Source organism: Rania fehmarnensis, assembly GCF_056494185.1.
This window is the reverse complement of the sequence record NZ_CM151398.1, coordinates 2,746,917-2,769,563: the sequence shown is the minus strand read 5'-3', so window position 1 is coordinate 2,769,563 and position 22,647 is coordinate 2,746,917. Positions and strand designations below refer to the sequence as shown.

The following is a 22,647-nucleotide window of genomic DNA, read 5'->3' as shown; positions in this document are numbered from 1 at the left end:
AGCCCTGCGGCTGCCATTTAGACGAGCAATTCTACACGGTTTTCGTCGAGTGTGCGGGGGAGGTGGCTGAGTACTTCGTGGCCTTCGCGAGTAATCAGAATATCGTCCTCAATGCGCACACCGCCGAAACCCGGAAAGTAAATTCCAGGCTCGACCGTCACGATCATGCCTGGCTCTAACGGCCGGTCTTGATTTTTACCCAGTCGGGGAGCTTCGTGGATGTCCAACCCGATGCCATGCCCCAACCCATGGTTGAAGCGTTTGCCCATCCCTTGACGGTCGATGACCTCACGAGCAATTCCGTCGATCTGACTGACCAAAACACCGGGCCGCATCGCCGCTATCGCCGCCTGCTGGGCGGCCAGGACAGTCTCGTAAATCTTCTGAAATTTCGGCGGGATTTTAGCCGTGACCACTACACGCGTCAAGTCGCTGCGATAGCCCCGAACGGTCGCTCCCCAGTCGATCAACACAAAGGGCGCCGAATCAATCGTCCGCGTACCTGGTACCGCATGCGGCAGCGCACTGCGCGGCCCCACGGCGACGATCGGCTTGAAACTGGTTCCGCTGGCCCCCAGCAAGCGGCTTAGCCGATCGATCTCGCTGGCAATCTCCCATTCGGTCTGCCCGCCTCGCAGCGTCGCGCGCACACTAGTAAAGACACGCTGGGCCACGTCGATCGCGATGCGCGTCAGCGCGATCTCGTCTTTGTCCTTGATCACGCGCAGCGCTTCGACCAGGCCACGTGCTCCACCAATCGCCACCGCCGATAGAGCTTCCTTTAGTTTTTCATACGTCGCCAAAGTAATACTATCGGCCTCAACTAACAGTTGCGACCATTGGCCAGCACTCAGTTGACCAATGGTTGCATCTAGAATGGTCACCTGCGGAGCGCGAATGAAGGTCGTCAACCCTGGGCACTCTTCGGCAATCTGCTCTTCGTACCGCGGATCGCTGATCAGCAGATCGCCATCAGCATGCACCACCAGGTAACTGTCTTCGCCGGTAAAACCCGTCAAGTAACTCACGTTGACATAGTTGGTCACCAGTAGTGCACTAGCCCCTCGCTCCTTAACCGACTTCCGCAGTCGATCGCGGCGTTTCTGATAGTCCATAAAACCTAGGATGCTTTCGATTAAAAATGGGAACAAATTTGTCGACTTGAGATCACGGGTTCAGCAAGCTCTGCAATTCCGCCACACGTTGACGGCCCTGGGGAGTACCGGCCAGGTCTTTATCTTCGTTCGGATCACTTCTTAAATCATACAGTTGCGGCGACTCGCCCGGCATGCGAGCGGTGGGCACGATCAGTTTGTCATTCCCTGAGATTACCCACCGATATTGCAGGCTGGCCTGGGCGTCATGCATATCGACTATATCGTGTTCGAAGATTTCGCCGAAGACCGCAGCGCGACCATGCATTTGGTCTGTGTTCAGACAATCGATGCCTGGCAGCTCTGTCACTGCAGGTTGGCCCAACAGTGCCAAAGTTGTCGGCACCAAATCGATGCTGGATACCAGGTGATCGTCATCGCGAGCAGGGGCGAGCCTGGTGGGCCAGTGGAACATAACCGGCGTGCGCACTCCGCCTTCGTTGGGACTGCGCTTGCTGCGCGGTGCAAAGGCGCTTTGGTCCGGTAAATTGATCCAGCCGTTGTCTGTGACATACACGATCAGCGTGTTCTCTGGCCGACCATGTTCGGCGATAATCTGTCGCAATTGACCAATCGTTTCATCAAACAGCTCGCACATTGCCCAGTACTTGGCGATCGGCTCGGTGGGAGCGAGCGATTTATACTTATCCAACAAGCGGGCTGGTGGATCGTGCGGGGTGTGCGGCAACATGGGTGCGTACCACAGAAAGTATGGCTTATCTGCCTGGCGAGCTTGCTTCACGTACTGGACGATAGGTTGCATACCGCGACGACCGATCTCCAAACCCACATCGCCATGTCGGCCGCCGCGCGAGTGATCTCCGTGAGTCATGCCGTGATCGAAACCACCGCGACTGGGATGACCTTCCCACCATTTACCCGTCTGGAAGCTGACGTACCCTAGTTTCGACAAGCGGTCGGGCAGCGTTTCGAGGGTATCGATGTGCGCCTTGAGAAACGCTTCGAGCTGCTGTTGATACGCCGGTTCCGTATATTTGCGTGGCCGCCGGCCGGCCTGGCCACCTGCCGGCGGTGGATCGTTACCGACGATGCCATGTTGATGCGGGTAGAGCCCCGTAATAATTGTGGCCAGCGATGGTCGGCACAAACTGTCAGGCACATAGCCGCGCGTGAACAGCCGACTCTCGCGGGCCAACTGGTCAATATTGGGAGTCTGGATATGCTGGTGCCCCATGAAAGAATAGTCATGGTAAGCTTGATCATCGGATAGAATGTAAACGATGTCCGGCAAGTCCGGCTGGGCAGCCCCGGCATTTGCACTGTTGGTCGCGATAGCTGCGGCTCCAGCCAGCCCCGCCAAACCGACGAATAGCAATAGTTTATACATCAAGTAACTTACTTTATACATCAAGTACTTCTCTCATGCTAACGGTAAAAGTACACGCACCTTGTGGCACTATCATTCTGGATCGAGCCAATAAATGCAATGCTCTGGACCGCCAAATGGTCGCGGACTTGACTCAAGCGTTTGATGACTTGCGGCAAGAACGGCGAGTACGCGTCATTATTTTGACCGGGGCGGGCCCGCACTTCTGTGCCGGCGTCGACTTGGCGCAGTGGTGCGAAGATACCGAGTCCCATCAGGCGCTGCAGCAATATCACGAAGACGCCGAAGGCATGCGCGAATTGATCGAGTGCATGCTGCGGTTGCCCAAGCCGATTATTGCGGCTGTCGACGGAGCCGCGATTGGCATGGGATTCGGCTTGGTCATGGCCAGCGATTTGGTCGTCGCCAGTTCGCGAGCCGTCTTTTCATTGCCCGCGCCCAAACGCGGACTGGTCTCGGGTCTGGTGGCCCCACTGATCGTCTTCAGGCACGGTGCATCGTTGGCCGCGCGAATGCTGTTCAGCGGCGAAGAAGTCGATGCCGACGAAGCCTATCGCTTGGGTATCGTTCATCGCCTGGTCCCCAGCGATCAGATTTGGGTCCGAGCCAGCAGTTGGGGCGAAAAGATTTCCGAGTCCGCCGCCGAGTCACTGCAACTGAGCAAGAAACTGCTGAACGAAATGATCGGCGAACCACTGGCTACTAATCTTATCAGCGGCGCGGCGGCCACTGCCACCAGCCTAACAACCGAAGCCGCCAGCGAAGGCCTGCATGCCTTTGCCGAAAAACGCCCACCCAAGTTTCCGTAATTCGTAGCCACCGCTGCCAAGCGGTGGATAGTCAAACGTAATGCGTCCACCGTCTGGCGACGGTGGCTACGATGTAATGCGTCCACCGTCTGGCGACGGTGGCTACGATGCGAAGGTGGCTACGATGCGTTGGTGGCTACGGGGCGATTGGGGTCGCGGATCCACTCGCTCCAGGAGCCTGCGTATAACTTGGGCAGCGGCAAACCGGCTACTGCGGTGGCGAGCACATTGTGACACGCCGTCACTCCAGATCCACACATGTGGACCAAGTCACCTGCACGAGTATGTATCGTCCGGAGCTCCTCAACCGATTTAAACGTACCGTCGCTTGCTAGATTCTGTGCAAACGGCACGTTGATGGCCCCGGGCACGTGACCGGCGACTGGGTCGATTGGTTCCACATCACCGCGATAGCGCTCTGGGGCTCGCGCATCGCACAAGACGATAGAGCCCAGTTCCAAACCGCGCTGCACCTCATCCGCACTTAGAATCATCTCGTCATTGGGAGCGGCCACAAAGGAGCCCGCTGCGGGCAACACAGGAGCGTCCTGCGATGCACTATTTCTGCTGCGCTCCCAGGCCGGCCAACCACCATCGAGCACCGCTACGTTGGCATGACCGAGCCACTTTAGCAACCACCAGCAGCGACTGGCAAACATGCCGCCCGCGTCATCATAGACGATGACTTGAGTTCCAGCCGAAACCCCATGCCTGCGCATCGTCTGGGTAAACGCCTCGATATCCGGCAATGGATGTCGACCACTGGCCGCCGTAATCGGGCTCGATAGATCGCGATCCAGATGCAAATACCATGCACCGGGTATGTGCCCTTGATCATAAGCGCGCTGACCATAGCCCGTATCATCCAACTTGAAGCGCGCATCAAACACTACCGTAGCCGGTGGCACTGAATGCGCAAGCAGATTTGCCAACTCTTGGACGGTAATAATATTCGTAAAGCTCATGTGTTAAAAACTCGCTTGATCAAATCAATAGTTTGCTGCAATCGTTGATGCGCCACAAAGGCAAACGGCAAGGCCACTGCGGTCAGTACGACAACTATCAACAAGAAGATGTTGGACAAGTCCTGCATATCTTCGTTGGCGCGTCTAAGTGTCAGCAGCGCCAAGGCGCACAGGGGTATGGCTGCGGCCGTTAATAGATAGTTTGTCGTCCTGCGTTTCAAGCTCGCGGCGCGTGCGGCATAGCCTGCGTCGGTCATGGTCGAAGCAATCAGCGCCGGGTAATAGGCTTCGGTGGCGACGATCGATACGCCAAAAAAAGGATAAATCCAAGCGAAACCACCACAAATTGCCAGGCTCAAAAAGAACTCGGCCGCATCATACCAGGTAAAGCTGCGATCCCAGGACATGAGTATCGCCGGAAAGGCTACTCCGGCGATCATCCATAACAGACCACCAACCATGGCGGCGCGATGCCCCAAGTTCCAAGCGCCATCAATTTCCATCGGCGGCACAGCCTGACCGCGTTCCGCCCGCTGCATCGCTCGTCCAACTTGACCGGCCAGCCATATCAACAAAAGCACGCCCACGGGGAAGAAGATGAAATTCACGGCAATGGAAAGTTTTACAAAGCTACTCTCCAGGTGTGGATAACGACTATGAATGTTGCTGTAGTTGTATTGATAGTTCAGCAGACCAGCCAAACCATTGGGCAAAAAGATAATGAGCGCCGTCACCAACAGCACGGGCCAGCGTCGCAATTGCCCCAACCAACTCTCCGGTGCAGGTTCAAACAGCGCGGCAGCTTGATCGATCAGGGCCAAACGCAACTTGCCGGCTAACTGAATAGCCGTCGGCCTGGACTGGGGCGCATGATGAAGTGCAGAGCGAAGCGTACGTTCCAAGACCCGTTCAGCGGAACCTGCAAAGGTGCGACGCGTGATCGGCGTGCCGCGGCGCATTGCCTTCTGCTGATCGATTGCCGACAGCCAATTGCTGATCATCTCGGTAGCGGGCACTGGGCGCGCTCCTTGCCACAATTCCCACAGGACCATAGCCACGGAGTAAACATCCGAAGCATAGTCCAACTGGTCCGCTGCACGGGAGTTGACTGGATCGGCGATCTCCAATTGCTCGGGTGACATGTAAGCCAGCGAACCGCCAAAGTGAACGGCCGCTCCCGCACAACCATCCAAGCCGGAGAAACTGACGTTGAAGTCCGCCAACTTGGGAATGCCATCGGCGGCCAGTAGCACGTTGGCTGGTTTAACGTCGCGATGCAGGATGCCCGCGCGATGTGCAGCAGCCAGACCTTCGGCCAGATGTACACCGAGCCAGGCGACCAATTGCGGCCAGTTCATCGCGGCTAGTTGCTCGCGAGCATCACTGCGTTCGGGAGGTTGCTGGCCAGCAGAATAAAGCGATTGATCGATTGCATCTAACAAAGCGCGACCTGTGAGCGCCGTTGACGACCCAAAAGCGGTTGCGCGAATGACTTCAGCCAACGTACCGCCCGGCACAAATTGCATGTACAAGAGAATCACAGGCGGATCGCTCAGCCGGCGCTGATCGTACACGCGAACGATACTCGGGTGATCCAGTTGACTGAGGGCAATCGGTTCGTCGCTGCCGCGCAGCGATACTTTTAGCGCCACCAGGCGATGCATCGAGTTTTGACGCGCTAAATATACGCTAGCGAATGCCCCGCGGCCCAAGGTTCGCAGGATGGTGAAATCATCGACCTGCTGTCCTTCATCAAAGCTAGGAGCAGTGGTCAGCAGGCTGGGTGCAGTCGTCAACGTGCGATGCGTCAGCACATCATCCAGAACTGCAGACAAGTGCGGATAAGCTTGCTGATAATGATCGACGCGAATCTCTTCACCCGCCCGGCGCAGGATTTGAATCTCCTGCAACACGACATCCAAGGGCAAGTGTCCAGCTGGAAACTGAGGTTTCAGAGCTGGCGCGTAAAAATTTAAACGACGCGATAACCCATGCTCGGCGGCCCGCGCCATATCCAACTTGATTAGCTCCGCCAACATCAGACAGCGTGCTTCATCCGAACATTCGGGAATCAGCTGCAATAGCTGACCTGCATGCTGGACCGGCGAGATCTCTAGCCCGCGAGCCAGCACAGCATCCAGGTGCTGAAACGTCAGTGCGATCGTCTGATCGAGGCTTTGTTCCATTGGTCCTGCACGCTACTGGCGTTGGGTTGACGCGGTGGTCGACTATAATCGTAGTGACATAATAACGCTCTTGAACTTGATTCGATAGGACGATTGCACCAGTGAACTGGCATCTAACTAGATTGACTGCTTGCATATCGCTACTGTTTATTGGCTCGCACTGCGTCTTTGCCCAAGAAGATGTGGCCCGCGATCATGGGCGGGCCATCGCTTTGATTCAGCAGCACTGCTTGGATTGCCATAGTTCGCACGAGCCCGAGGGCGAATTGGACTTGAGCGGTTTTGTCGATCCCCAGCAGTCTATCTCGCATATGACAACCCAGCGCACGATCTGGGACAAGATCCGGCAACGTGTGCAGCAGGGTGACATGCCGCCCAAGAATAGCTCGCCGTTGCCCATCGATGATCGTCAGTGGTTCCCCAAATGGGTCGCAGAGACATTTCGGCGTGAAGCCCGCAGTCAAGGCTTGCAATGTGGACCATCGCCTCTGCGACGACTCAATCGCAATCAATTTGGTAATACCGTGCGTGACCTGCTGGGCATTCACTTTGATGCTGGTCACGAACTACCTGCCGATGGAGCAGGGGGTGAAGGCTTTGACAACTCGGCCGAAACTCTATTCCTATCGCCCATGCATGGCGAAAAGTATCTGGCGGCTGCCAAAGAAGCACTCGAGTATGCGGCCCGCGATGAGTCGGCTCGCAAACGCATCTTTGTCAAACGTCCCGAAGGCGATATCACTGCAGAACAAGCGGCGCGAGAAATCATCGGGCGTTTTGCTTCGCGGGCCTACCGTCGTCCGGTCGAACCACAGCAATTAGACAAACTGGTCGCTGTCTTCAACGCGAGCCAAAGTGATGGGGCTACCTTCGATGTGGCTGTGTTGACAACGTTGCAAGCTGTGCTGATATCGCCCAACTTCCTCTTCATGCTTGAACCAGCAAACATTGGCGAGGAACCCAAGCCGGTCGATGGCTATACGCTCGCCAGTCGTATGTCTTACTTTTTGTGGGATACGATGCCCGACCGTGAATTGCGCAAGGCAGCCGAAGAAGGCCGACTGGGAAGTGACGCTGAGATTGAACAACAAGTCGAACGTATGCTCAAGAGCGAAAAGCTGCACGAGATGACCGAGAGCTTTGTGGGTCAATGGTTGGGCACACGTCAACTAGGTCGGACCGTCAAGCCAGACCCGGTGCTGTATCCGAAGATGATCGACGAAGTGGCCGATGCCTATCGCGAAGAACCCGTGCGGCACTTGGAGTATCTGCTTCAAGAGAACCGCAGCTTGTTAGAATTGATTGACTGCGACTACGCATTTATGAACGAAGATCTGATTCGGTTGTATCGCGTCAAGCGTGATACGATCAAAGAGGATGTCAATCAGAATCTCAAACGCTTGCCACTGCCGGCCGATAGCGTTCGGGGCGGGCTGGTTACGATGGCGGGCGTGTTGACGGTCAGTTCCTACCCGAACCGAACTAGTCCCGTACTGCGTGGCAAATGGCTGTTGGAAACGTTGCTGGGCGATCCACCTCCAGCGCCACCGCCCGGCGTACCGCCACTGAGCGATAAAGACGAAGACAAATCCGGCAAGACCCTGCGGCAACGCTTGGAGATCCATCGCCAAGACGCCACCTGTGCCGCGTGTCACGACCGCCTGGATCCGCTGGGCTTTGCGCTGGAGAACTTTGATCCGATTGGCAAATGGCGTGATAAAGACAACGGCGAAGCCATTGATGCCCAGGGCGCATTGCCCAGCGGTGAATCGATCGCGGGTGCCGAAGGACTCAAGAAGTTGTTGCTAGAACGCAAAGATCAATTCGTTCGTCAACTGACTACCAAAATGTTAGGCTATGCGCTGGGCCGCGGACTGGTCGATAGCGACTACTGCGTTATCGACGATATCTGCGACGACCTGGCCAGCCACGATTACCAAGCCAACCGCTTGATCCTAGGCATCGTGAAGAGCGTGCCGTTTAGGTATAAGCAGTAAATTGTGGCATAGGCTTCCAGCCTGTGGATTAGGCTTCCAGCCTGTGGCATAGGCTTCCAGCCTGTGGCATCGTAGCCAGAATTTTGATTCGACAGCGTCTCTGCCAACTATAAGGTCATCATCATGAAATCCATATCGCGTCGGACCGTATTGCGTGGAGTGGGCGCTTCGCTGGCACTGCCTTGGCTGGAGTGCATGTTGCCGGCGGGCCGAGCGGCCGAGGTATCGGCAGCACCTCAGCGGTTGGCAGTCCTGTTTATGCCCAACGGGGTCAAGCAAGACTGTTGGACGCCTGGCGGTACGGGCACTAACTTCGAACTTTCGCAGACGTTGACACCACTGTGCGATTTTCACGACGACATTACGGTGCTAACCAACTTGTGGAACAAGCACAGCGCGCCGGGGGATGGGCATTACGTTAAGACGGCTGGGATTCTGACCGGCACCACGATCAACAAGACCGTCGGAGTCAATTTGAATTGCAATGGCATTTCGATGGACCAAGTCGCGGCGCGACATTTCGGCCAGCATACGCCATTGCCTTCGCTGGAACTGGGGATCGAACCGGTAGCCGTCGGGGTCGATGGCGTAGTTGGTTACACTCGCGTCTACGGTGCACACATCTCATGGCGTGGTCCGACCAGTCCGCTGGCCAAGGAGATTCATCCGCGATTGGTGTATCAACGCCTGTTGCGAGCCAGCGATCGCAATGCGACCACTGCAACCAGCGATCGACGGTTGCTCGACCTGGTGCTGGATGATGCCCGGCGTCTGCAACAGTCGCTTGGATCGGCTGATCAGCAGCGCTTGAGCGAATACCTGGAGTCGATTCATTCGGTCGAACAACGCCTCGATAGTTTAGAGCGAACCGATCGCCAGCCCTGGCAACCGCGCAGTTCGCTCGATGCACTGCCCGAACCGGAAGATCGCATTCCTGAAAAACATGCACAACACGTGCGCTTGATGCTGGACTTGATGGTCTTGGCGTTTCAAGCGGACATCACGCGCGTGTCGACGTTTATGTTTGGTAACTCGGTCAGCAACATCAACTTTGCGTTTCTGCCGGGAGTCAGCGAAGCTCACCATTCAGTCTCACATCATCAGAACGAAGCAGACAAACTGCGGCAGTATGAGTTGATCGCTCGCTGGCACGTTGAACAGATGGCGTATATGCTGGGCAAGATGCAGAGCATACAAGAGGGCGAGCGAACCTTGCTAGACAATTCGATGGTGATGTTCGGCTCCGACCTGCGCGATGGCAATAGCCACAATCCTCACAATCTGCCAATCATTCTGGCAGGTAAGGCCGGTGGCCGAATTCGAACCGGCCAGCACGTGGTCTATCAAGAAGACACACCACTGTGCAATCTCTATCTATCGATGCTCAAGGCCATGGATATCCCGGTCGATCAGTTCTCAGATTCCACTGGCGTGCTGAGTGAAGTGCTGGTTTGAGGATTTTTCTAAGCACGTGGACACATCCAATTCGGGATTAGGGCACAAACAGGAATCGAGGAGAGTGGTTGGCATAAACCATGTCCGAGTGAATAACAGTTAGTTAGCTTAACGATTCCAATCAAAGCCTCGGAGTCACGCTTTGGATGGAGTTCGCAGATGCTACCGTTGGTGGGTCCGCTAGTCGGTATTGTTGTCACGAGCGTAGGGCTTTGGCTGGAGAAAATGGTCCCCGATTACAGGTTGGGTTTGATTTGAGGATCGCTGGCGGCCTGGCGGTAGTCCCGCACCAACGCAAATCTGTCCGCAGAGCTGCCCAGATTTTCTTTCTTAGAATCTTTAGTTCGTTCGGGGCTTAGTTTGCCCTGACACGAAGAGTGCCCTAATCCCGAATTGGATGTGTCCACGTGCTTAAGACAACATAAGCTTCGTCTTCATAGACGAAGCGCCATGGCGAACCGGGTTGCCGGAATGTTTCCAACAGTGGTCTGACTTTGGCAGTCTGATTGACCAGAATTGCATCATGGGGATACTGATCGAGCAACTCCTGCCAATTGGCTTCCGCTTCGAAGAATGACCAGTGTTGTTCGAAGACTGACGGTGCGTAAGCCACTTCATAGCGACCATCCAAGCTGACTTTGACTTGCGGATAGAGCTCCCACGAGACAAAGGCACCAGCATGAAATGGCGTCAATAGGTTCCCGCTGAACTGATGTTCGCGCAAGTATCGCGTAGCCCCCAGCGGATAACATACGCTCTGGTGTTTCGTGTCACCACTGACGGTGGTGATCCAGAACTGATGCACAATCGCCCAGCACAAACTGCACGCGATCAGGCATTGGGCGGAACGTGTCACCAAGCGCGGCTGGGCTTTCATCGATCGCACCATGGTCCGCCCCAGCGACGAATGCGTCAGCCAGGCTGGTCCGTAGGCAATCCAAACTACCGCATAGATGGATCCATGCCGCAAGTGTTTGATGGCCAGGTAAGCGCAGATCGTTAGACCTAGCAGCCCCAACAGGTTATGAGTGCGCAAGCGATTCCATGCACTGCCACGAAGCGAGTTAGGATGAAATACTTGCTGACGCAGACTAACGACCACCAGTGCCAGCGAGAGTCCAAACATAGCCAACGTGATGACTGGGTCATGCGTGTACCACAGCGGCCACCACTCGGCGATCAGCGGTCTCGGCATGCTGATGGCTTTGATCAGGTACGGCAAGTATTCCTGGCCATAGGGATTGAAAGTAAGAGCCACCAGCGCCAGCGGTCCAGTCAAGCTCAGATGCCAGGTGGCTCGCCAGGCAGCCATGGCCGATCGCTGTTGGTACCATGTATGTAGAAAACGTTCCCCCGCGTGAATACCTAGCAGTCCACAACCCACCAGGAAGCCCGCATGAATGTTCAACCACACGACCAGCATGCCCCACCAGGCGATGATCCACAGTCGATGTCCGCGTCGATCCCATTCGTGCATCCACAGCTGGATGCTCAAGAAGACTAAGGTAAACAGTGTGGCGCGAATCGTTGCGAATCCGACCCACAACATAGGAAAGGCGACGACGGCGAAGATGGCAAACACATAGGGATGCACCCCGCGCAGGCGCGCGACGCGATAGAGCACAGACCACAACGTGGCCATCAGACACAGTTTCAGAATGGTCAGGCCATACAGTCCCAAGCCAGTTGTGGTCGTCACAAAGTAGAGTACCGCGCCGGTAGCCCATTCATGATGCACGGCAGGTGACACGGTGGGTGTATACGCAAAGACATCACTGCGTGGAAAGATGCCATCGACCACCCATTGCCGCACCAACGCCATTTCATGAAACGCATCGTGCGTGACCTCTGTCAATCGCGCCACATACGCCAGGAAACAACTCGCCAGGCACAATAGCAGCCAGAACGACAAGCCAGCTACTGGTGTGATCGATGTGCTCGGGGATAGTGGCAGCTGAGTCATACGGGGCATGGGCGGATATTGGGTTTGAAGTTTTGTAGCGGAATGCGTCAAGCATTTCGGGTCGAAAGCCTTGAGGGCTTCCGCTACCAGGGCGTGCGTAGCGGAATGCGTCAAGCATTTCGGGCCGAAAGCCTTGACGGCTTCCGCTACGACTAAAGCAACGGTACGTCAGGCTTGGCCATACGCTTTGCTAGCAATACTTTTCTTGAATGGGAGGCACTAATGCTAGTAACGAAAATAACGATTAATCTGATGTTAGTTGGCAAGTTTTGCTCTAGTGATGAAGGGTCGAGCTTTCTAGACTCGCCATTGCCGTCTGAGTGGGAGAGCCTCCGCAGCTTGGCTCACTCAAGCCACTGAACAGTGATTAGCGGCACTACCCAGAATCATCTTAGGCTGGCTTTCGACTGGATTTGAAGTCAGCCGCACACTAGGAGCTTTCGAGCATGGATGCTCGCACACTTGGCCCAGGGATGGGATCGCTCATCGTCTGCTCATTTGTTTACCTGAGCAGTTTAACTGTCGCTCACGCGCAATATCCTCAGGCCGTCTATGCACCCAGCGTGGGCCAACCGGTCATGATGGCACCGCCTGGCATGATGCCTGGTGGCGTGATGCAAGGTGGCATGCTGATGCCGGGCGCCCGAGCGGGCGGTGGACCGCGCGCCATGCGGGCCGGGGCGGTCAACATGTCCAGCGCCGATCCAGCTTCGCGCGTGCCTACACTACCCTTTCAAGATGCCGCTGTAGTAAGCGCTGAAGGTCGCCCAGTCGCTGCCGCTGCACAGGACAGTGGCAATGGCCAAAGCGAGAACTTTGTCGTGCTGTGTCATGACCCCAAACTGACGGCAGCCGTTTCACAGGCAGCCGAAAAGTATCGACGCGAGTTGGCCATTCACTGGTTTGGCGAAGAGCTACCCCCTTGGTCGCGCCGCTGTCCCATTCAAGTGACCGCTGGTCCCAAGTTGGGCGCGGGCGGCGAGACGCGTTTTGCTCTCTACAACGGCAACGTGGGCGATTGGCAGATGTCGGTGCAAGGCACACCCGAACGCATTCTCGACAGTGTGCTGCCGCATGAGATTACGCACACGCTATTGGCCAGTCACTTTGCACCGCTGAACGCACATGTCCCACGCTGGGCAGATGAAGGAGCGTGCACCACAGTTGAACATGATGCCGAACAGAGCAAGCACAAACACATGTTGGTCAACTTCATGCAGTCGGGTCGCGCATTGCCGTTCAATCGCATGTTCACTTTGAAGGATTACCCATCCGATATCCTGCCACTCTATGCTCAAGGGCACTCAGTGGTTGAGTTCTTAATCGAGCAAGGCGGACCGCGCAAGTTTGTGGCCTTCTTGGAACAAGGTATGCGCACGCGCAGCTGGGAAGCCGCGGTTCGCGATCAGTACGGATACGAGACGCTGGGTAAGCTGCAAACGCAATGGAATCGCTGGATCGCTGCTGGTCGCGGCGAAGTTGACAAGTTTGCCGGTCGACCATTGCCCAAGGGTGACACCTTGGCTGCTAACGATCCACCAAGCTTATCGGCAGCTGGTCGAGAGCTCACCGAAGGAGCGCGCGTAGAATTGGCTGGCTTCAAGAACATCTCAGCCCCGGCCGAACAGCCTGCGGAAGTGAATCTCATTTCTAGCGAAGTCGATATGACGGCTGCCAAGGCCAAGACCAGCAGCAGTGACGATGGCTTCTATCGCAAACGACTGGAAAGCAATCTCCGAACGATTCAACGATAAGTTGGCAAAGTTCGCAAAGTTCGTAGAGCATCGCAGGGCATCGCAGAGAAAGCTTGGTCTTCTCTGCGATTCTCTGCGTCTCAGCGTCTCAGCGTCTCAGCGTTTCAAGAATCGAACCCTCAAACAGTTACAGCACCAGTTGCTTGAGGCGTTGAAAACCTTCTTCCCAGCGGCCGGCACGGCGCGGAGTGTATTCGCGGACGCCTGCGGTGGCGCGGACCAGCCCACGGGCTTGTTCGATGGATCCGATTTCGCCTGAACCGATGGCTTGCATCATCACGTTGCCAAGCGCGGTCGCTTCGACCGGACCGGCGATGACCAGGCGCTGACAGGCATCGGCGGCCAGTTGGCAGAGCATACGATTTTGCACGCCGCCGCCCACCATGTGAATGGTCTTAAACGGTTGCCCAACCAATTGCTCGAGGTAGTCGAGCACCAATCGGTAGCGCAGAGCCAAACTCTCCAGCGCACAGCGAATCACTTCGCCTTCGGATTGCGGCACACTCTGACCGGTGCGTTTGCAGTACTCGCGAATTGCATCGGGCATATTGGCAGGCGCGGCCAAGGAGGGATCATCGGTATCGATCAGCGATTCCATGGGCGAGGCTGCTTCGGCCAGTTGGATCAAGTGATCCCAGCTCCAATCGTGTCCTTCACGGCGCCACTGAGCGCGGCACTGCTGGACGATCCACAGGCCTGAGATGTTCTTCAGCAAGCGGATGCTGCCGTTGACTCCACCTTCGTTAGTGAAGTTGAACATCTGGCACATGGGATTTACGCGTGGCCGCGGTAACTCGGCTCCGAACAGTGACCAGGTTCCGCAACTGATGTAACACCAATCAGGATGCTCGCTGGCAAACGAAGACGCTGGTACTGCCAATACGGCGGACCCCGTATCGTGCGTGGCAGGCACAACGACTTGGACATCCGATCTCAAACCAGTTCGCGCAACGACGTCAGTGGTGATATTTCCCAGTGCCGTTCCGGGTTGAACAGGTTGGGAAAACAAGTGATGAGGAATTTCGAGGGCGTTGAGAACTTTCCGACTCCAATTGCCTGACTCGACATTCAATAGTTGGGTTGTCGAGGCGTTGGTGTATTCATTGGTCTGTTGACCGCTGAGTTGCCAATGAAAGTAGTCGGGCACCATCATGAATCGCTCGGCGATATCTAGCAGCGGCGAGGGCTGCATGCGCATAGCGAAAAGCTGATAGATGGTATTAATCTCCATGAACTGCAAACCCGTTTCGGCAAATATGTCGGCTCGGGAAATGCGATCGAAGGCGGCATCCATCATGCCATGAGTGCGGGCGTCGCGATAGTGAAAGCATGGCCCGATAATATCTTGATTGCAATCTTGCAACACATAGTCCACTCCCCAAGTGTCAACACCAACACTCTTGATGGCAGAGCCATATTTGGCCGCACCTTTGGCTAGGCCTTCACAGACTTGTTCCCAGAGTCCGAGAAGATCCCAGACCAGGCGGGCACCTTGTCGAAGTCCACCGTTGGTGAAACGATGTAGTTCATCTAGCTCGACACCGCGACTACTTACTTTACCGGCCAGTACGCGACCGCCTGACGCACCAAGGTCAACCGCCAGGTAAACAGGCTCGTTGTTGCTACTCATCCGAATGGAAACTCCTGGGGGTGGCAAAAGGGTGATAATGCCCCTGAGCCAGTTGAGGTTGGATTTACTGGGGGTGGATTCTACGCGATTTTTTTTAGGCGGATAAGGTTCTCTACCAATTGTTGACGACTTGTTACTCACGCAACGCGCGCGCATGGCTATGCGCCGACTTGTTGCCGGGTAAGATTGCTGCACCCCTCAGCGGCGAACCGTCAGCTATGATGCTCTTTCACAGATCGGTTAGTCTTCCATGGAACGCCAGTTCGTTAATCAACTACAGCCGCGGGACTCAATTGACGAGATTTTTCGCGTTGCAGACAAGCAGCTTCGCGCCAATCGACAAGGTAATGACTACATCCTGCTCCAGTTGACCGATCGAACCGGTCAGATCAGTGGTTTGCGCTGGAACGCAAGCCAATCGATGTACGAAACGTTTCAACGCGGCGATTACTTGCGAATCATCGGTACGGCCCAGCTGCACAATGGGAACATGCAGATCATTGTGCAAGATTTCGAGACCATTCCTCTTGAAGCAGTTAATGCCGAAGATTTTGCGGCCAACGACCCGGCGGTCATCGAAAGCAATTGGGCCGAACTGTGCACAACCTTGCGATCGCTAAAGAACCCCCATTTGCTGCGGATCGTCGAACAGTACTTGAGCGATGAAGTACTGGTTGACAAGCTGCGTCGCGCTCCGGCTGGCATTAAGACGCACCATGCTTATGAAGGTGGCTTGCTGCAACACCTGGTCGATCTAATGCGTCTGGCCTCAGGCATTGCTCCGACCTATCCGCAAATTAGTATCGACATGTTGCTGATGGGGGTCTTCCTACATGACTTGGGTAAGGTGGAAGAACTTTGTTTTGACGGCGAACTGACCTATTCGGATCCTGGTCAGTTGATCGGTCACTTGGTTCAAGGAGTCGTTGATCTGGAACGACGTGTCGACAAACTTCGCACCGATCCGGCCGGGCCGATTCCGGACGAAGTGCTATGGCGTCTTTCCCATATGATCGTCAGCCATCACGGTTACTTGGAACACGGCAGTCCCAAAGTTCCGATGACGTTAGAGGCCATCGTGCTACATTACTTGGATGATATGGATGCCAAGATTAATGCCGCCACTGAAGTGATTCGCGCCGATCGCAACTCCGATAGCCCTTGGACCAGTTTTCAAGCGGTCTTGGGAAGAAAGTTGTACAAACCGAGTTGCGCGGAATGACCTTTGTGACAAACGGATCTCAGATTCAAATCTGAGCATTCAAGATTGCTGGTCGAGCCATCCACGAACGCGGGCAATTCCTTCGACGTCGATGGCTCGATGCGTTCCAAACATTTCGTCGCCCTGCGGCGAGGGCAACGCGATTCGAAATGAGCCGTGCAATTGGCGACATGCCGTGCGCTCGATGATCGCCAGCGCATTGTCGGCGCTAATGCCTCCGCCGGGCATGATCGTAATGCGCTGGCCGAATTGCTCGATGCAGCTCTGCAGAAGTTCAACGTTCTCGAAGGCATTCCCGCTGCTACCACCACTGGTCAGCACCCTCGCAAACCGCAGGGCGATCAATTGCTCGAGTGCCGCTGGCACGTCGCTGACAAAGTCAAAGGCGCGATGCATGACCAACTCGATGTGTTCGGGCACTACTTCGCGCACAGCCCGCAACAGCGAGATGTCCAACTGCCCCTCTGCGTCTAAGCCTCCAACCACGATGCCTTGAATGGGCAACGTCACGAGCTCTTCGACCGTGGCTAGGGTTTGCTGGTAGTCGAGCGCATCATAGATAAAGTTGCCCGTGCGCGGACGCACCAAGATCATTAGCGGACAAACCACTCGTCGCCGCACAGCATCGATCAGACTCTTAGCCGGTGTGACACCACCCACATCCAGCGCCGCGCACAGTTCCAGCCGCTGTGCCCCAGCCCTTTCAGCCGCCATCGCCCCTTGCACGTTATCTACGCAAACCTCAAGCATCGTCGTTCTCATCAGTCTACTTTCGCTTCGCGACCGTTTGTCTCCTTTCGCTCCGCGAAAGGCGATTCCTTTTGCGGAGCAAAAGGAGACGATCGCAGCCATGATCGACAGGCGTCCAACTTTGCATCCATATCCTGCACGGGTGCGTAGCCCAACAATCGCTTGGCTTTGTCTATCGAAAAATAGTGATCCAGCGCTAGCTGCGCGGCTACAAAGCGGGTCATACGCGGCTCCGAGCGAATGTGGGCTAGCCGATAAAGGCCTTCCAGCAGCGCACCGAGTCGATATGCCAGTGCGTAACTGATAGCGCCGCCAGATACCGGTGTGCCGGCCGTTTCCAAGATCCGCATAATCCAATCCCAACAAGCAATAGGAACTCCGTCGGTGATAAAGAATGCCTGGCCATTGACCGACCGATCGCGGGCGAGCAATTTTTCGAGCGCCAGACGGTGCGCGGTGGCGGCGTTATCCACATGGACGATGTCGATTAAGTTTCGCCCACTGCCGACGCGCCTCAGTTGACGGCTCTGGGCGCGCTGCACCACGCGCGGCATTAGATGGGGATCACCGTGGCCCCAGATCAAGTGAGGGCGCAGAGCGGCAGTCCAGAGTTGACCGCTCTGGCCGCTCTTAAGCACCGCCATCTCTGCCATCGCTTTGGTTTGCGGATATGCGCACAGCCACTGCGTGGGATAAGGCGCTGTTTCATCGATGCCCGATTGGTTTTGGGCTGCGAAAGTGACGCTGGGGCTGCTGGTAAATACAAAGGTGCTGCACCCCGCTTTTTGGGCAGCTTGCAGCAGCAATTCTGTGGCTAAAGTATTGGTGTTGTAATATTCTGCGTAGTTCCCCCACACTCCCGCCTTGGCTGCCGTATGAATGACAGCATCCGCACCGGTGATGGCCGCCTCTACTGCAGTGGGATCGGTGACCGATCCTTCGAAAGCCGTAACTCCCAAGGCGGTCAGTTCTGGGTAGCGCCCGCGAGCTAAACCGCGAACTCTATAGCCATTGCTCAACAGTTGTCGGGCGATCGCCGCACCCAAAAAACCGCCATAGCCGGTGATCAATACAGTGGGCATCGATATTGAAGCTCAAATGCCTGGTAACGGACGAAAAAAAACTGACGAAAAACTAGGGTAAAAAAGAAACCCCAGGCATCGAAAGTGCGTCTAAAGAATAGCAGATTTGACGATGAATTTTGAACAAAAGCTAGTGAAGGCCGACAGAGCCGCGTTATTTTTCTACCTTTCCGCGGTTGCTGAATTATCCTACATAAGCACAATAGCGAACGTACCGACCAGATGCTGCGTACCATCTAAGGGAGCAGGTGCGAGATGAAAGACAACCAGCGAACGACGACCATCAAACGCTACACCGTGGCAGAGGCTAACGCCATGCTGCCGCTGTTACGTTCGATCGTGTCGGATATTTGCGAAGTCTTTCGAAGTGTAACCGGTCGACGCGTGGATTTGCACCGTCTGTTGCGCAACCGCGATCGTGGCTCGGGACAGCAGTACGACGATGAAGTCGCCGAGACTCGGGCTGATCTGCAAGAAGAATACGACAAGATCTGGAAGTATCGCGAAGAACTGGAAGCTCTGGGTGTCATTCTAAGACAACCTGAACAAGGGGCGATCGAATTTCCAGCATGGTTAGATGGTCATGAGGCCTATCTTTCCTGGCGGTTGGGCGAAGACCAGGTCTTGTACTGGCGCGACGAGGTCGATCCCTGGACTGACCGCAAACCGCTCTCGAGCAACTGAGGTTTGCTTCAAGGTGGATCGTATCCGCCAGGATTCCAAGGATGGCAGCGCCCGATGCGCCACAGTCCTTTGCCAATCCCTTTCAGCAGGCCATGTTTCTCAATCGCCGCAATCATGTAGTGACTGCAGGTTGGCTGGAATCGACAACGTGGTCCGATTAGCGGCGAGATCCCGCGTTGATAGAATCGCACACACGCAATAGCCAGGTAACGGCCCCAGCGTGCCGGCCCGCTCATCGCTTCACCTGAAGTTGCTTGTCCAAACGCTGCGCCAAGGCACCAAGTGAGCGCTCGATAGCATGGTATTGGGCCGAGGCCCCGCGCCTAGGACGCACGACAATATCCAATCTGGCCAATGCCGGGCACCGACCAACCTGGCGACGATAGGCTTCGCGTATGAGTCGTTTCCAGCGATTTCGAACCGGCGCACTGCCCACGCGTTTAGAAATACTGATTCCGATCCGGCCTAGTTGGGACGTCGTACATGCATGCATGACCAGTACGGCATCTGCCAAGACTTTACCGTTTTGGAAAAGTTGATCGAACTCCAGCGACGAGTGAATGCGCGCCGACTTGGGAAACCGCTCGCCGGCGGGCTGAATCATAGGCAGAGTCGACTTACCAGTTGAGTCCATCACGTAAAGAACCAGAGTATTGTTTTTCAATCGTTTCCACGGCCTGCTTGGCTTCAGGGCTGAGCGATTCAGGCAGACGGATTTGCAGTTCGACATACAAGTCGCCGGCACCCTCGGCCGTGCGCACACCTTGGCCTTTGACTCGCAAACGGCGTCCGCTGCTACTGCATGGCGGAATCTTTAGAGCCACCACACCACCTGGAGTTGGCACATCCACGGTAGCTCCCAGCGCAGCTTCACTCAAGCTGACAGGCAACCGCAATTCAAGGTTCTGTCCTTGGCGTTTGAAATGTGGATGCGGGGCGACGTTGATCGTCACGATCAAATCGCCATTTTGACCACCGGGGCCAGGTTGCCCTTTGCCGCGCAAACGAATCTTCTTGCCACTATCGACGCCCGCTGGAACTTTCACTTGCAGAGTTTCGGAGCCCGCTCCGTGAACCAAAATTTCGCCACCCATCACGGCGGTATTGAACGAGATCGTGGCTTCCGCGGCTAGGTCTTCACCTCGGGCCGGTGCAGACTTGCGCGAGCGAGTGCGACCGCCACCACCGGTGAACTGTTGAAAGATATCGCCCAAGTCGCCATCGAACTGAAACCCACCGCCACCGCCAGGACCACCGCCAGGACCACCGCGAGTACGGCCGCCGCCGCCAAAGATCTGCTCGATGTCAAACGGAAAAGGCCCACCACCGGGTCCCGCGCCTCCGCCTCCAGCCCCCATCTGCTCATAGGCCGAACCAAATTGGTCGTACATCTTGCGTTTGTCAGGATCATTGAGCGTATCGTACGCCTTCTGAACTTCCTGAAACTTCTTTTTGGCAGCCGCATCATCGGGATTCATGTCCGGATGATATTTGCGCGCAAGTTTGCGATACGCCTTCTGGATTTCCTCGGGCGAGGCTGTGCGGCTGACACCAAGTGCTTTGTAGTAGTCTTCGGCCATCGTTTTCATAACTGGGCAACGAGATACGCTGTCAAAGATGCAGTATAGCCAAGAAGCCGGAGGAAGGTCAGGCCAAGTTGGCAGTCTCAACACGGCTGATGCGAAATTGCAAACGGCAGGCCTAAACGAATTCTGTAGCGGAAGCCGTCAAGGCTTTCGACACGCAGCCACATTCTGTAACGGAAGCCGTCAAGGCTTTCGACCGCTTTCGATCCACTGCTTCCCCGGCGCGCGGGTGCACGAAATGCTTGACGCATTCCGCGACGGGACTAGCGGCTTGTATAATTGGGGCTATCCATACTATCCCACTCCGACAAGGAATCAAAAAATGTTTGTTCGCGCTAATCGTTGGCTGGTTGGTACGCTGCTGGTTTTGGCCGCAGGGGCTTGTATGGTTTTAGTTGAGAGGAATCTATCGGTGGCACAAGAGTCCAAGTCTGCTCCGCTACGGCACGTGGTCCTGTTCAAGTTCAAGGACTCGGCCAGTAAAGAGCAAGTCGAAAAGTTAGTTGAAGAGTTTCGCCAACTACCCAAGAAGATTCCTGGGATCATCGAATTTGAATTCGGCACCAACAATTCACCAGAGGGGCTCAACGATGGCTTGACCCACTGCTTCCTGGTTACGTTCAAGAGCGAGAAAGATCGCGAAGTCTACTTGCCTCATCCGGCTCACAAAGCCTTTGTAGATCAACTGATGCCACACTTGGATAAAGCACTCGTCGTCGATTACTTTGTAGGCAAATAGACCGAGAGCAGTCGTGAGAACATTTGGCAGGCAGCGGCCGCGACGGCTTGGCTGGTAATGTGAGCTACTGTATCGCGGGCGTTCTCGCGCAAGGTTAACATCTCACGGGCTGAGACTTTCCACACGCGCGACAAGCAATCAGCCAGCTCCGTGGGATGATCCGGCCTATAGAGCCAACCGTTGCGACCTTCATCAATCAGCGTTGTCGAGGCTTGCGCATATCGACTGCCGATGACAGGCATGCCGGCGCGCATGGCTTCGTTGACCACCAGGCCCCATTCGTCGGCCAGGGTTGGAAACAGCAAAACGCCGTAGTCGTTCAGCCGTGGTGCCAACTCCAAGGGATCGATGCTGCCCAGCACGTGAACTTTTAAGTTAGCCGCGGGTCGGAAGCTGCGCAGTTCCGATTCAAGCGGACCGTTGCCCACGAAGGTCAGGTCCCAGTCTTGATCCGGGTGCTCAGTCGCATAACGCGATACGGATTCCAGTGCCTGCAGGACACCTTTGCGCTGGTTCAGTTGGCCCACGACCAGCAAGCGCCGATTGGGTTCGCACTCGCGCTCGCGCAGCGGCGGTTCGGTGCGATCGTCGGCTGCATATGGAAAGTGAAATAGTTTGGAATCGGGCACACCGAGCGTCTTCAGATAGGCTTTGCAGCTGGGGCCGTTATAGGTGATGGCATCCGCCACGCGTATCAATGTCTTGCGCAAGAACCAGCGTCCACCACCGCGTCCCTGTTCGGTGTGCTCACTGACACAGACGCAGTAAGCCAAGCGCGAACGTGGATGCAGTTTGCGATACAGGGCGCTGGCTAGCGAGCGAAAACCAAGTTCATATGAAAATATCAAATCGGGCTTGATCGTGCGCAAACGTGCATATGTATCGTACGGCATATGCACGTACAATTCGTCTTCGAAACCTGCCCGATGTTTCCAGCGTCGTCGCAGCATCAAACTGCGCTGTACCGCTACGTCCAAGTTGCCCCAATCAATGGCGTAATTTCGATTGGGCTCTAGTGGAATGGAGAGTAGAACTTTAGTTTGCGGAATGTGGCGGGCGACATGTTGCAGAACGCGCCCCATGTAGGGCGGCAGATAGTGCGTCAGCACGGCTAAACGACGCGACTCTAGCAATCCTGGCTCTATGTCAGCCAGGACTGGTGTGGCGAGCGTCGTATTGTCGATGGCGTTATTCCGCAAGATGGTCATTGCAATCGGAACTGGCGAATGATTCAGTGATCGCGGAGTGGGCAAGCAACCCGATCCAACTTCGGGCCGCAACGGATCCTCGCTCTCCAATCTGTTCCAAACTTGCGAGATTGCA

The 22,647-nt window shown here is 55.7% G+C and carries 19 protein-coding genes; 7 read left to right on the top strand and 12 right to left on the bottom strand.

Annotated features, from left to right (window positions below):
- Positions 1 to 17 precede the first annotated feature (17 nt).
- Together SH573x_RS09335 and SH573x_RS09330 are read right to left on the bottom strand one after the other, a co-directional pair.
- Entirely contained in the window at positions 18 to 1,151 is a 1,134-nt protein-coding gene (locus SH573x_RS09335; RefSeq protein WP_479354424.1) for a M24 family metallopeptidase, read from the bottom strand.
- A 16-nt stretch (positions 1,152 to 1,167) separates the two neighbouring features.
- Positions 1,168 to 2,523: a sulfatase-like hydrolase/transferase gene (locus SH573x_RS09330; protein WP_479354423.1), complete on the bottom strand. Its 1,356-nt coding sequence runs from the start codon at positions 2,521 to 2,523 to the stop codon at positions 1,168 to 1,170.
- 14 nt (positions 2,524 to 2,537) lie between these two features.
- On the opposite strand from SH573x_RS09330, the gene SH573x_RS09325 reads away from it, so the two are divergent.
- Entirely contained in the window at positions 2,538 to 3,311 is a 774-nt protein-coding gene (locus tag SH573x_RS09325; protein WP_479354421.1) for an enoyl-CoA hydratase/isomerase family protein, read from the top strand.
- A 119-nt stretch (positions 3,312 to 3,430) separates the two neighbouring features.
- On the opposite strand, the gene SH573x_RS09320 is transcribed toward SH573x_RS09325, so the two are convergent.
- Both SH573x_RS09320 and SH573x_RS09315 read right to left on the bottom strand, forming a co-directional pair.
- Positions 3,431 to 4,276 carry a sulfurtransferase gene (locus SH573x_RS09320; protein ID WP_479354419.1) on the bottom strand — a complete coding sequence of 282 codons (846 nt, stop codon included), beginning with the start codon at positions 4,274 to 4,276 and terminating at the stop codon, positions 3,431 to 3,433.
- Positions 4,273 to 6,462: a serine/threonine-protein kinase gene (locus SH573x_RS09315; RefSeq protein ID WP_479354417.1), complete on the bottom strand. Its 2,190-nt coding sequence runs from the start codon at positions 6,460 to 6,462 to the stop codon at positions 4,273 to 4,275. Before SH573x_RS09315 ends, SH573x_RS09320 begins: the two co-directional genes overlap by 4 nt.
- Positions 6,463 to 6,563: 101 nt before the next feature.
- Here SH573x_RS09315 and SH573x_RS09310 point away from each other — a divergent pair, with 101 nt between their 5' ends.
- Both SH573x_RS09310 and SH573x_RS09305 read left to right on the top strand, forming a co-directional pair.
- Positions 6,564 to 8,459: a DUF1592 domain-containing protein gene (locus SH573x_RS09310; RefSeq protein ID WP_479354415.1), complete on the top strand. Its 1,896-nt coding sequence runs from the start codon at positions 6,564 to 6,566 to the stop codon at positions 8,457 to 8,459.
- Positions 8,460 to 8,582: 123 nt separating this feature from the next.
- The gene (locus SH573x_RS09305; RefSeq protein ID WP_479354413.1) at positions 8,583 to 9,914 is read left to right on the top strand and encodes a DUF1552 domain-containing protein; all 1,332 of its coding nucleotides are present in this window, start codon (positions 8,583 to 8,585) and stop codon (positions 9,912 to 9,914) included.
- A gap of 382 nt (positions 9,915 to 10,296) precedes the next feature.
- Here SH573x_RS09305 and SH573x_RS09300 read toward each other — a convergent pair whose 3' ends face one another.
- Positions 10,297 to 11,886: a hypothetical protein gene (locus tag SH573x_RS09300; RefSeq protein ID WP_479354412.1), complete on the bottom strand. Its 1,590-nt coding sequence runs from the start codon at positions 11,884 to 11,886 to the stop codon at positions 10,297 to 10,299.
- A 437-nt stretch (positions 11,887 to 12,323) separates the two neighbouring features.
- Between SH573x_RS09300 and SH573x_RS09295 the strand changes: the two genes are divergently transcribed.
- Complete coding sequence (locus SH573x_RS09295) at positions 12,324 to 13,631, top strand: hypothetical protein (RefSeq protein ID WP_479354410.1); 1,308 nt, start codon at positions 12,324 to 12,326, stop codon at positions 13,629 to 13,631.
- Positions 13,632 to 13,758: 127 nt separating this feature from the next.
- On the opposite strand, the gene SH573x_RS09290 is transcribed toward SH573x_RS09295, so the two are convergent.
- Positions 13,759 to 15,261: a rhamnulokinase gene (locus tag SH573x_RS09290; RefSeq protein WP_479354408.1), complete on the bottom strand. Its 1,503-nt coding sequence runs from the start codon at positions 15,259 to 15,261 to the stop codon at positions 13,759 to 13,761.
- Between the two features lie 250 nt (positions 15,262 to 15,511).
- Between SH573x_RS09290 and SH573x_RS09285 the strand changes: the two genes are divergently transcribed.
- Positions 15,512 to 16,483 (top strand): 3'-5' exoribonuclease YhaM family protein, encoded by a 972-nt coding sequence (locus tag SH573x_RS09285; protein WP_479354407.1) that lies wholly within the window; start codon positions 15,512 to 15,514, stop codon positions 16,481 to 16,483.
- 39 nt (positions 16,484 to 16,522) lie between these two features.
- Here the strand turns inward: SH573x_RS09285 and SH573x_RS09280 are convergent, their stop codons facing one another.
- Both SH573x_RS09280 and SH573x_RS09275 read right to left on the bottom strand, forming a co-directional pair.
- Positions 16,523 to 17,245 (bottom strand): copper homeostasis protein CutC, encoded by a 723-nt coding sequence (locus SH573x_RS09280; protein WP_479354405.1) that lies wholly within the window; start codon positions 17,243 to 17,245, stop codon positions 16,523 to 16,525.
- Positions 17,245 to 18,315: an NAD-dependent epimerase/dehydratase family protein gene (locus tag SH573x_RS09275; RefSeq protein ID WP_479354403.1), complete on the bottom strand. Its 1,071-nt coding sequence runs from the start codon at positions 18,313 to 18,315 to the stop codon at positions 17,245 to 17,247. Before SH573x_RS09275 ends, SH573x_RS09280 begins: the two co-directional genes overlap by 1 nt.
- A 255-nt stretch (positions 18,316 to 18,570) precedes the next feature.
- On the opposite strand from SH573x_RS09275, the gene SH573x_RS09270 reads away from it, so the two are divergent.
- Entirely contained in the window at positions 18,571 to 18,999 is a 429-nt protein-coding gene (locus SH573x_RS09270) for a DUF2203 domain-containing protein (protein ID WP_479354401.1), read from the top strand.
- A gap of 8 nt (positions 19,000 to 19,007) precedes the next feature.
- Here SH573x_RS09270 and yidD read toward each other — a convergent pair whose 3' ends face one another.
- Genes yidD through SH573x_RS09255 form a run of 3 tightly spaced genes read right to left on the bottom strand, consistent with a single transcriptional unit; the run spans position 19,008 to position 20,588 of the window.
- Positions 19,008 to 19,235 (bottom strand): membrane protein insertion efficiency factor YidD, encoded by a 228-nt coding sequence (yidD, locus tag SH573x_RS09265; protein ID WP_479354400.1) that lies wholly within the window; start codon positions 19,233 to 19,235, stop codon positions 19,008 to 19,010.
- The gene (gene rnpA / locus SH573x_RS09260) at positions 19,232 to 19,603 is read right to left on the bottom strand and encodes a ribonuclease P protein component (protein ID WP_479354398.1); all 372 of its coding nucleotides are present in this window, start codon (positions 19,601 to 19,603) and stop codon (positions 19,232 to 19,234) included. Before rnpA ends, yidD begins: the two co-directional genes overlap by 4 nt.
- Before the next feature lie 13 nt (positions 19,604 to 19,616).
- Entirely contained in the window at positions 19,617 to 20,588 is a 972-nt protein-coding gene (locus tag SH573x_RS09255) for a DnaJ C-terminal domain-containing protein (protein ID WP_479354396.1), read from the bottom strand.
- A gap of 319 nt (positions 20,589 to 20,907) precedes the next feature.
- On the opposite strand from SH573x_RS09255, the gene SH573x_RS09250 reads away from it, so the two are divergent.
- On the top strand, positions 20,908 to 21,324 hold the full coding sequence (locus tag SH573x_RS09250; RefSeq protein ID WP_479354395.1) for a Dabb family protein: 417 nt from the start codon (positions 20,908 to 20,910) through the stop codon (positions 21,322 to 21,324).
- On the opposite strand, the gene SH573x_RS09245 is transcribed toward SH573x_RS09250, so the two are convergent.
- Positions 21,306 to 22,532 (bottom strand): glycosyltransferase family 4 protein, encoded by a 1,227-nt coding sequence (locus SH573x_RS09245; RefSeq protein WP_479354393.1) that lies wholly within the window; start codon positions 22,530 to 22,532, stop codon positions 21,306 to 21,308. The two genes, SH573x_RS09250 and SH573x_RS09245, sit on opposite strands and share 19 nt — an antisense overlap.
- Positions 22,533 to 22,647 lie beyond the last annotated feature (115 nt).

Coding starts and splice junctions, on each gene's coding strand:
- SH573x_RS09330 (WP_479354423.1), bottom strand. CDS start 2,523: ATGTATAAAGTAAGTTACTTGATGTATAAACTATTGCTATTCGTCGGT.
- SH573x_RS09325 (WP_479354421.1), top strand. CDS start 2,538: ATGCTAACGGTAAAAGTACACGCACCTTGTGGCACTATCATTCTGGAT.
- SH573x_RS09320 (WP_479354419.1), bottom strand. CDS start 4,276: ATGAGCTTTACGAATATTATTACCGTCCAAGAGTTGGCAAATCTGCTT.
- SH573x_RS09315 (WP_479354417.1), bottom strand. CDS start 6,462: ATGGAACAAAGCCTCGATCAGACGATCGCACTGACGTTTCAGCACCTG.
- SH573x_RS09305 (WP_479354413.1), top strand. CDS start 8,583: ATGAAATCCATATCGCGTCGGACCGTATTGCGTGGAGTGGGCGCTTCG.
- SH573x_RS09300 (WP_479354412.1), bottom strand. CDS start 11,886: ATGCCCCGTATGACTCAGCTGCCACTATCCCCGAGCACATCGATCACA.
- SH573x_RS09295 (WP_479354410.1), top strand. CDS start 12,324: ATGGATGCTCGCACACTTGGCCCAGGGATGGGATCGCTCATCGTCTGC.
- SH573x_RS09290 (WP_479354408.1), bottom strand. CDS start 15,261: ATGAGTAGCAACAACGAGCCTGTTTACCTGGCGGTTGACCTTGGTGCG.
- SH573x_RS09285 (WP_479354407.1), top strand. CDS start 15,512: ATGGAACGCCAGTTCGTTAATCAACTACAGCCGCGGGACTCAATTGAC.
- SH573x_RS09280 (WP_479354405.1), bottom strand. CDS start 17,245: ATGAGAACGACGATGCTTGAGGTTTGCGTAGATAACGTGCAAGGGGCG.
- SH573x_RS09275 (WP_479354403.1), bottom strand. CDS start 18,315: ATGCCCACTGTATTGATCACCGGCTATGGCGGTTTTTTGGGTGCGGCG.
- SH573x_RS09270 (WP_479354401.1), top strand. CDS start 18,571: ATGAAAGACAACCAGCGAACGACGACCATCAAACGCTACACCGTGGCA.
- yidD (WP_479354400.1), bottom strand. CDS start 19,235: ATGAGCGGGCCGGCACGCTGGGGCCGTTACCTGGCTATTGCGTGTGTG.
- rnpA (WP_479354398.1), bottom strand. CDS start 19,603: ATGATTCAGCCCGCCGGCGAGCGGTTTCCCAAGTCGGCGCGCATTCAC.
- SH573x_RS09255 (WP_479354396.1), bottom strand. CDS start 20,588: ATGAAAACGATGGCCGAAGACTACTACAAAGCACTTGGTGTCAGCCGC.
- SH573x_RS09250 (WP_479354395.1), top strand. CDS start 20,908: ATGTTTGTTCGCGCTAATCGTTGGCTGGTTGGTACGCTGCTGGTTTTG.
- SH573x_RS09245 (WP_479354393.1), bottom strand. CDS start 22,532: ATGACCATCTTGCGGAATAACGCCATCGACAATACGACGCTCGCCACA.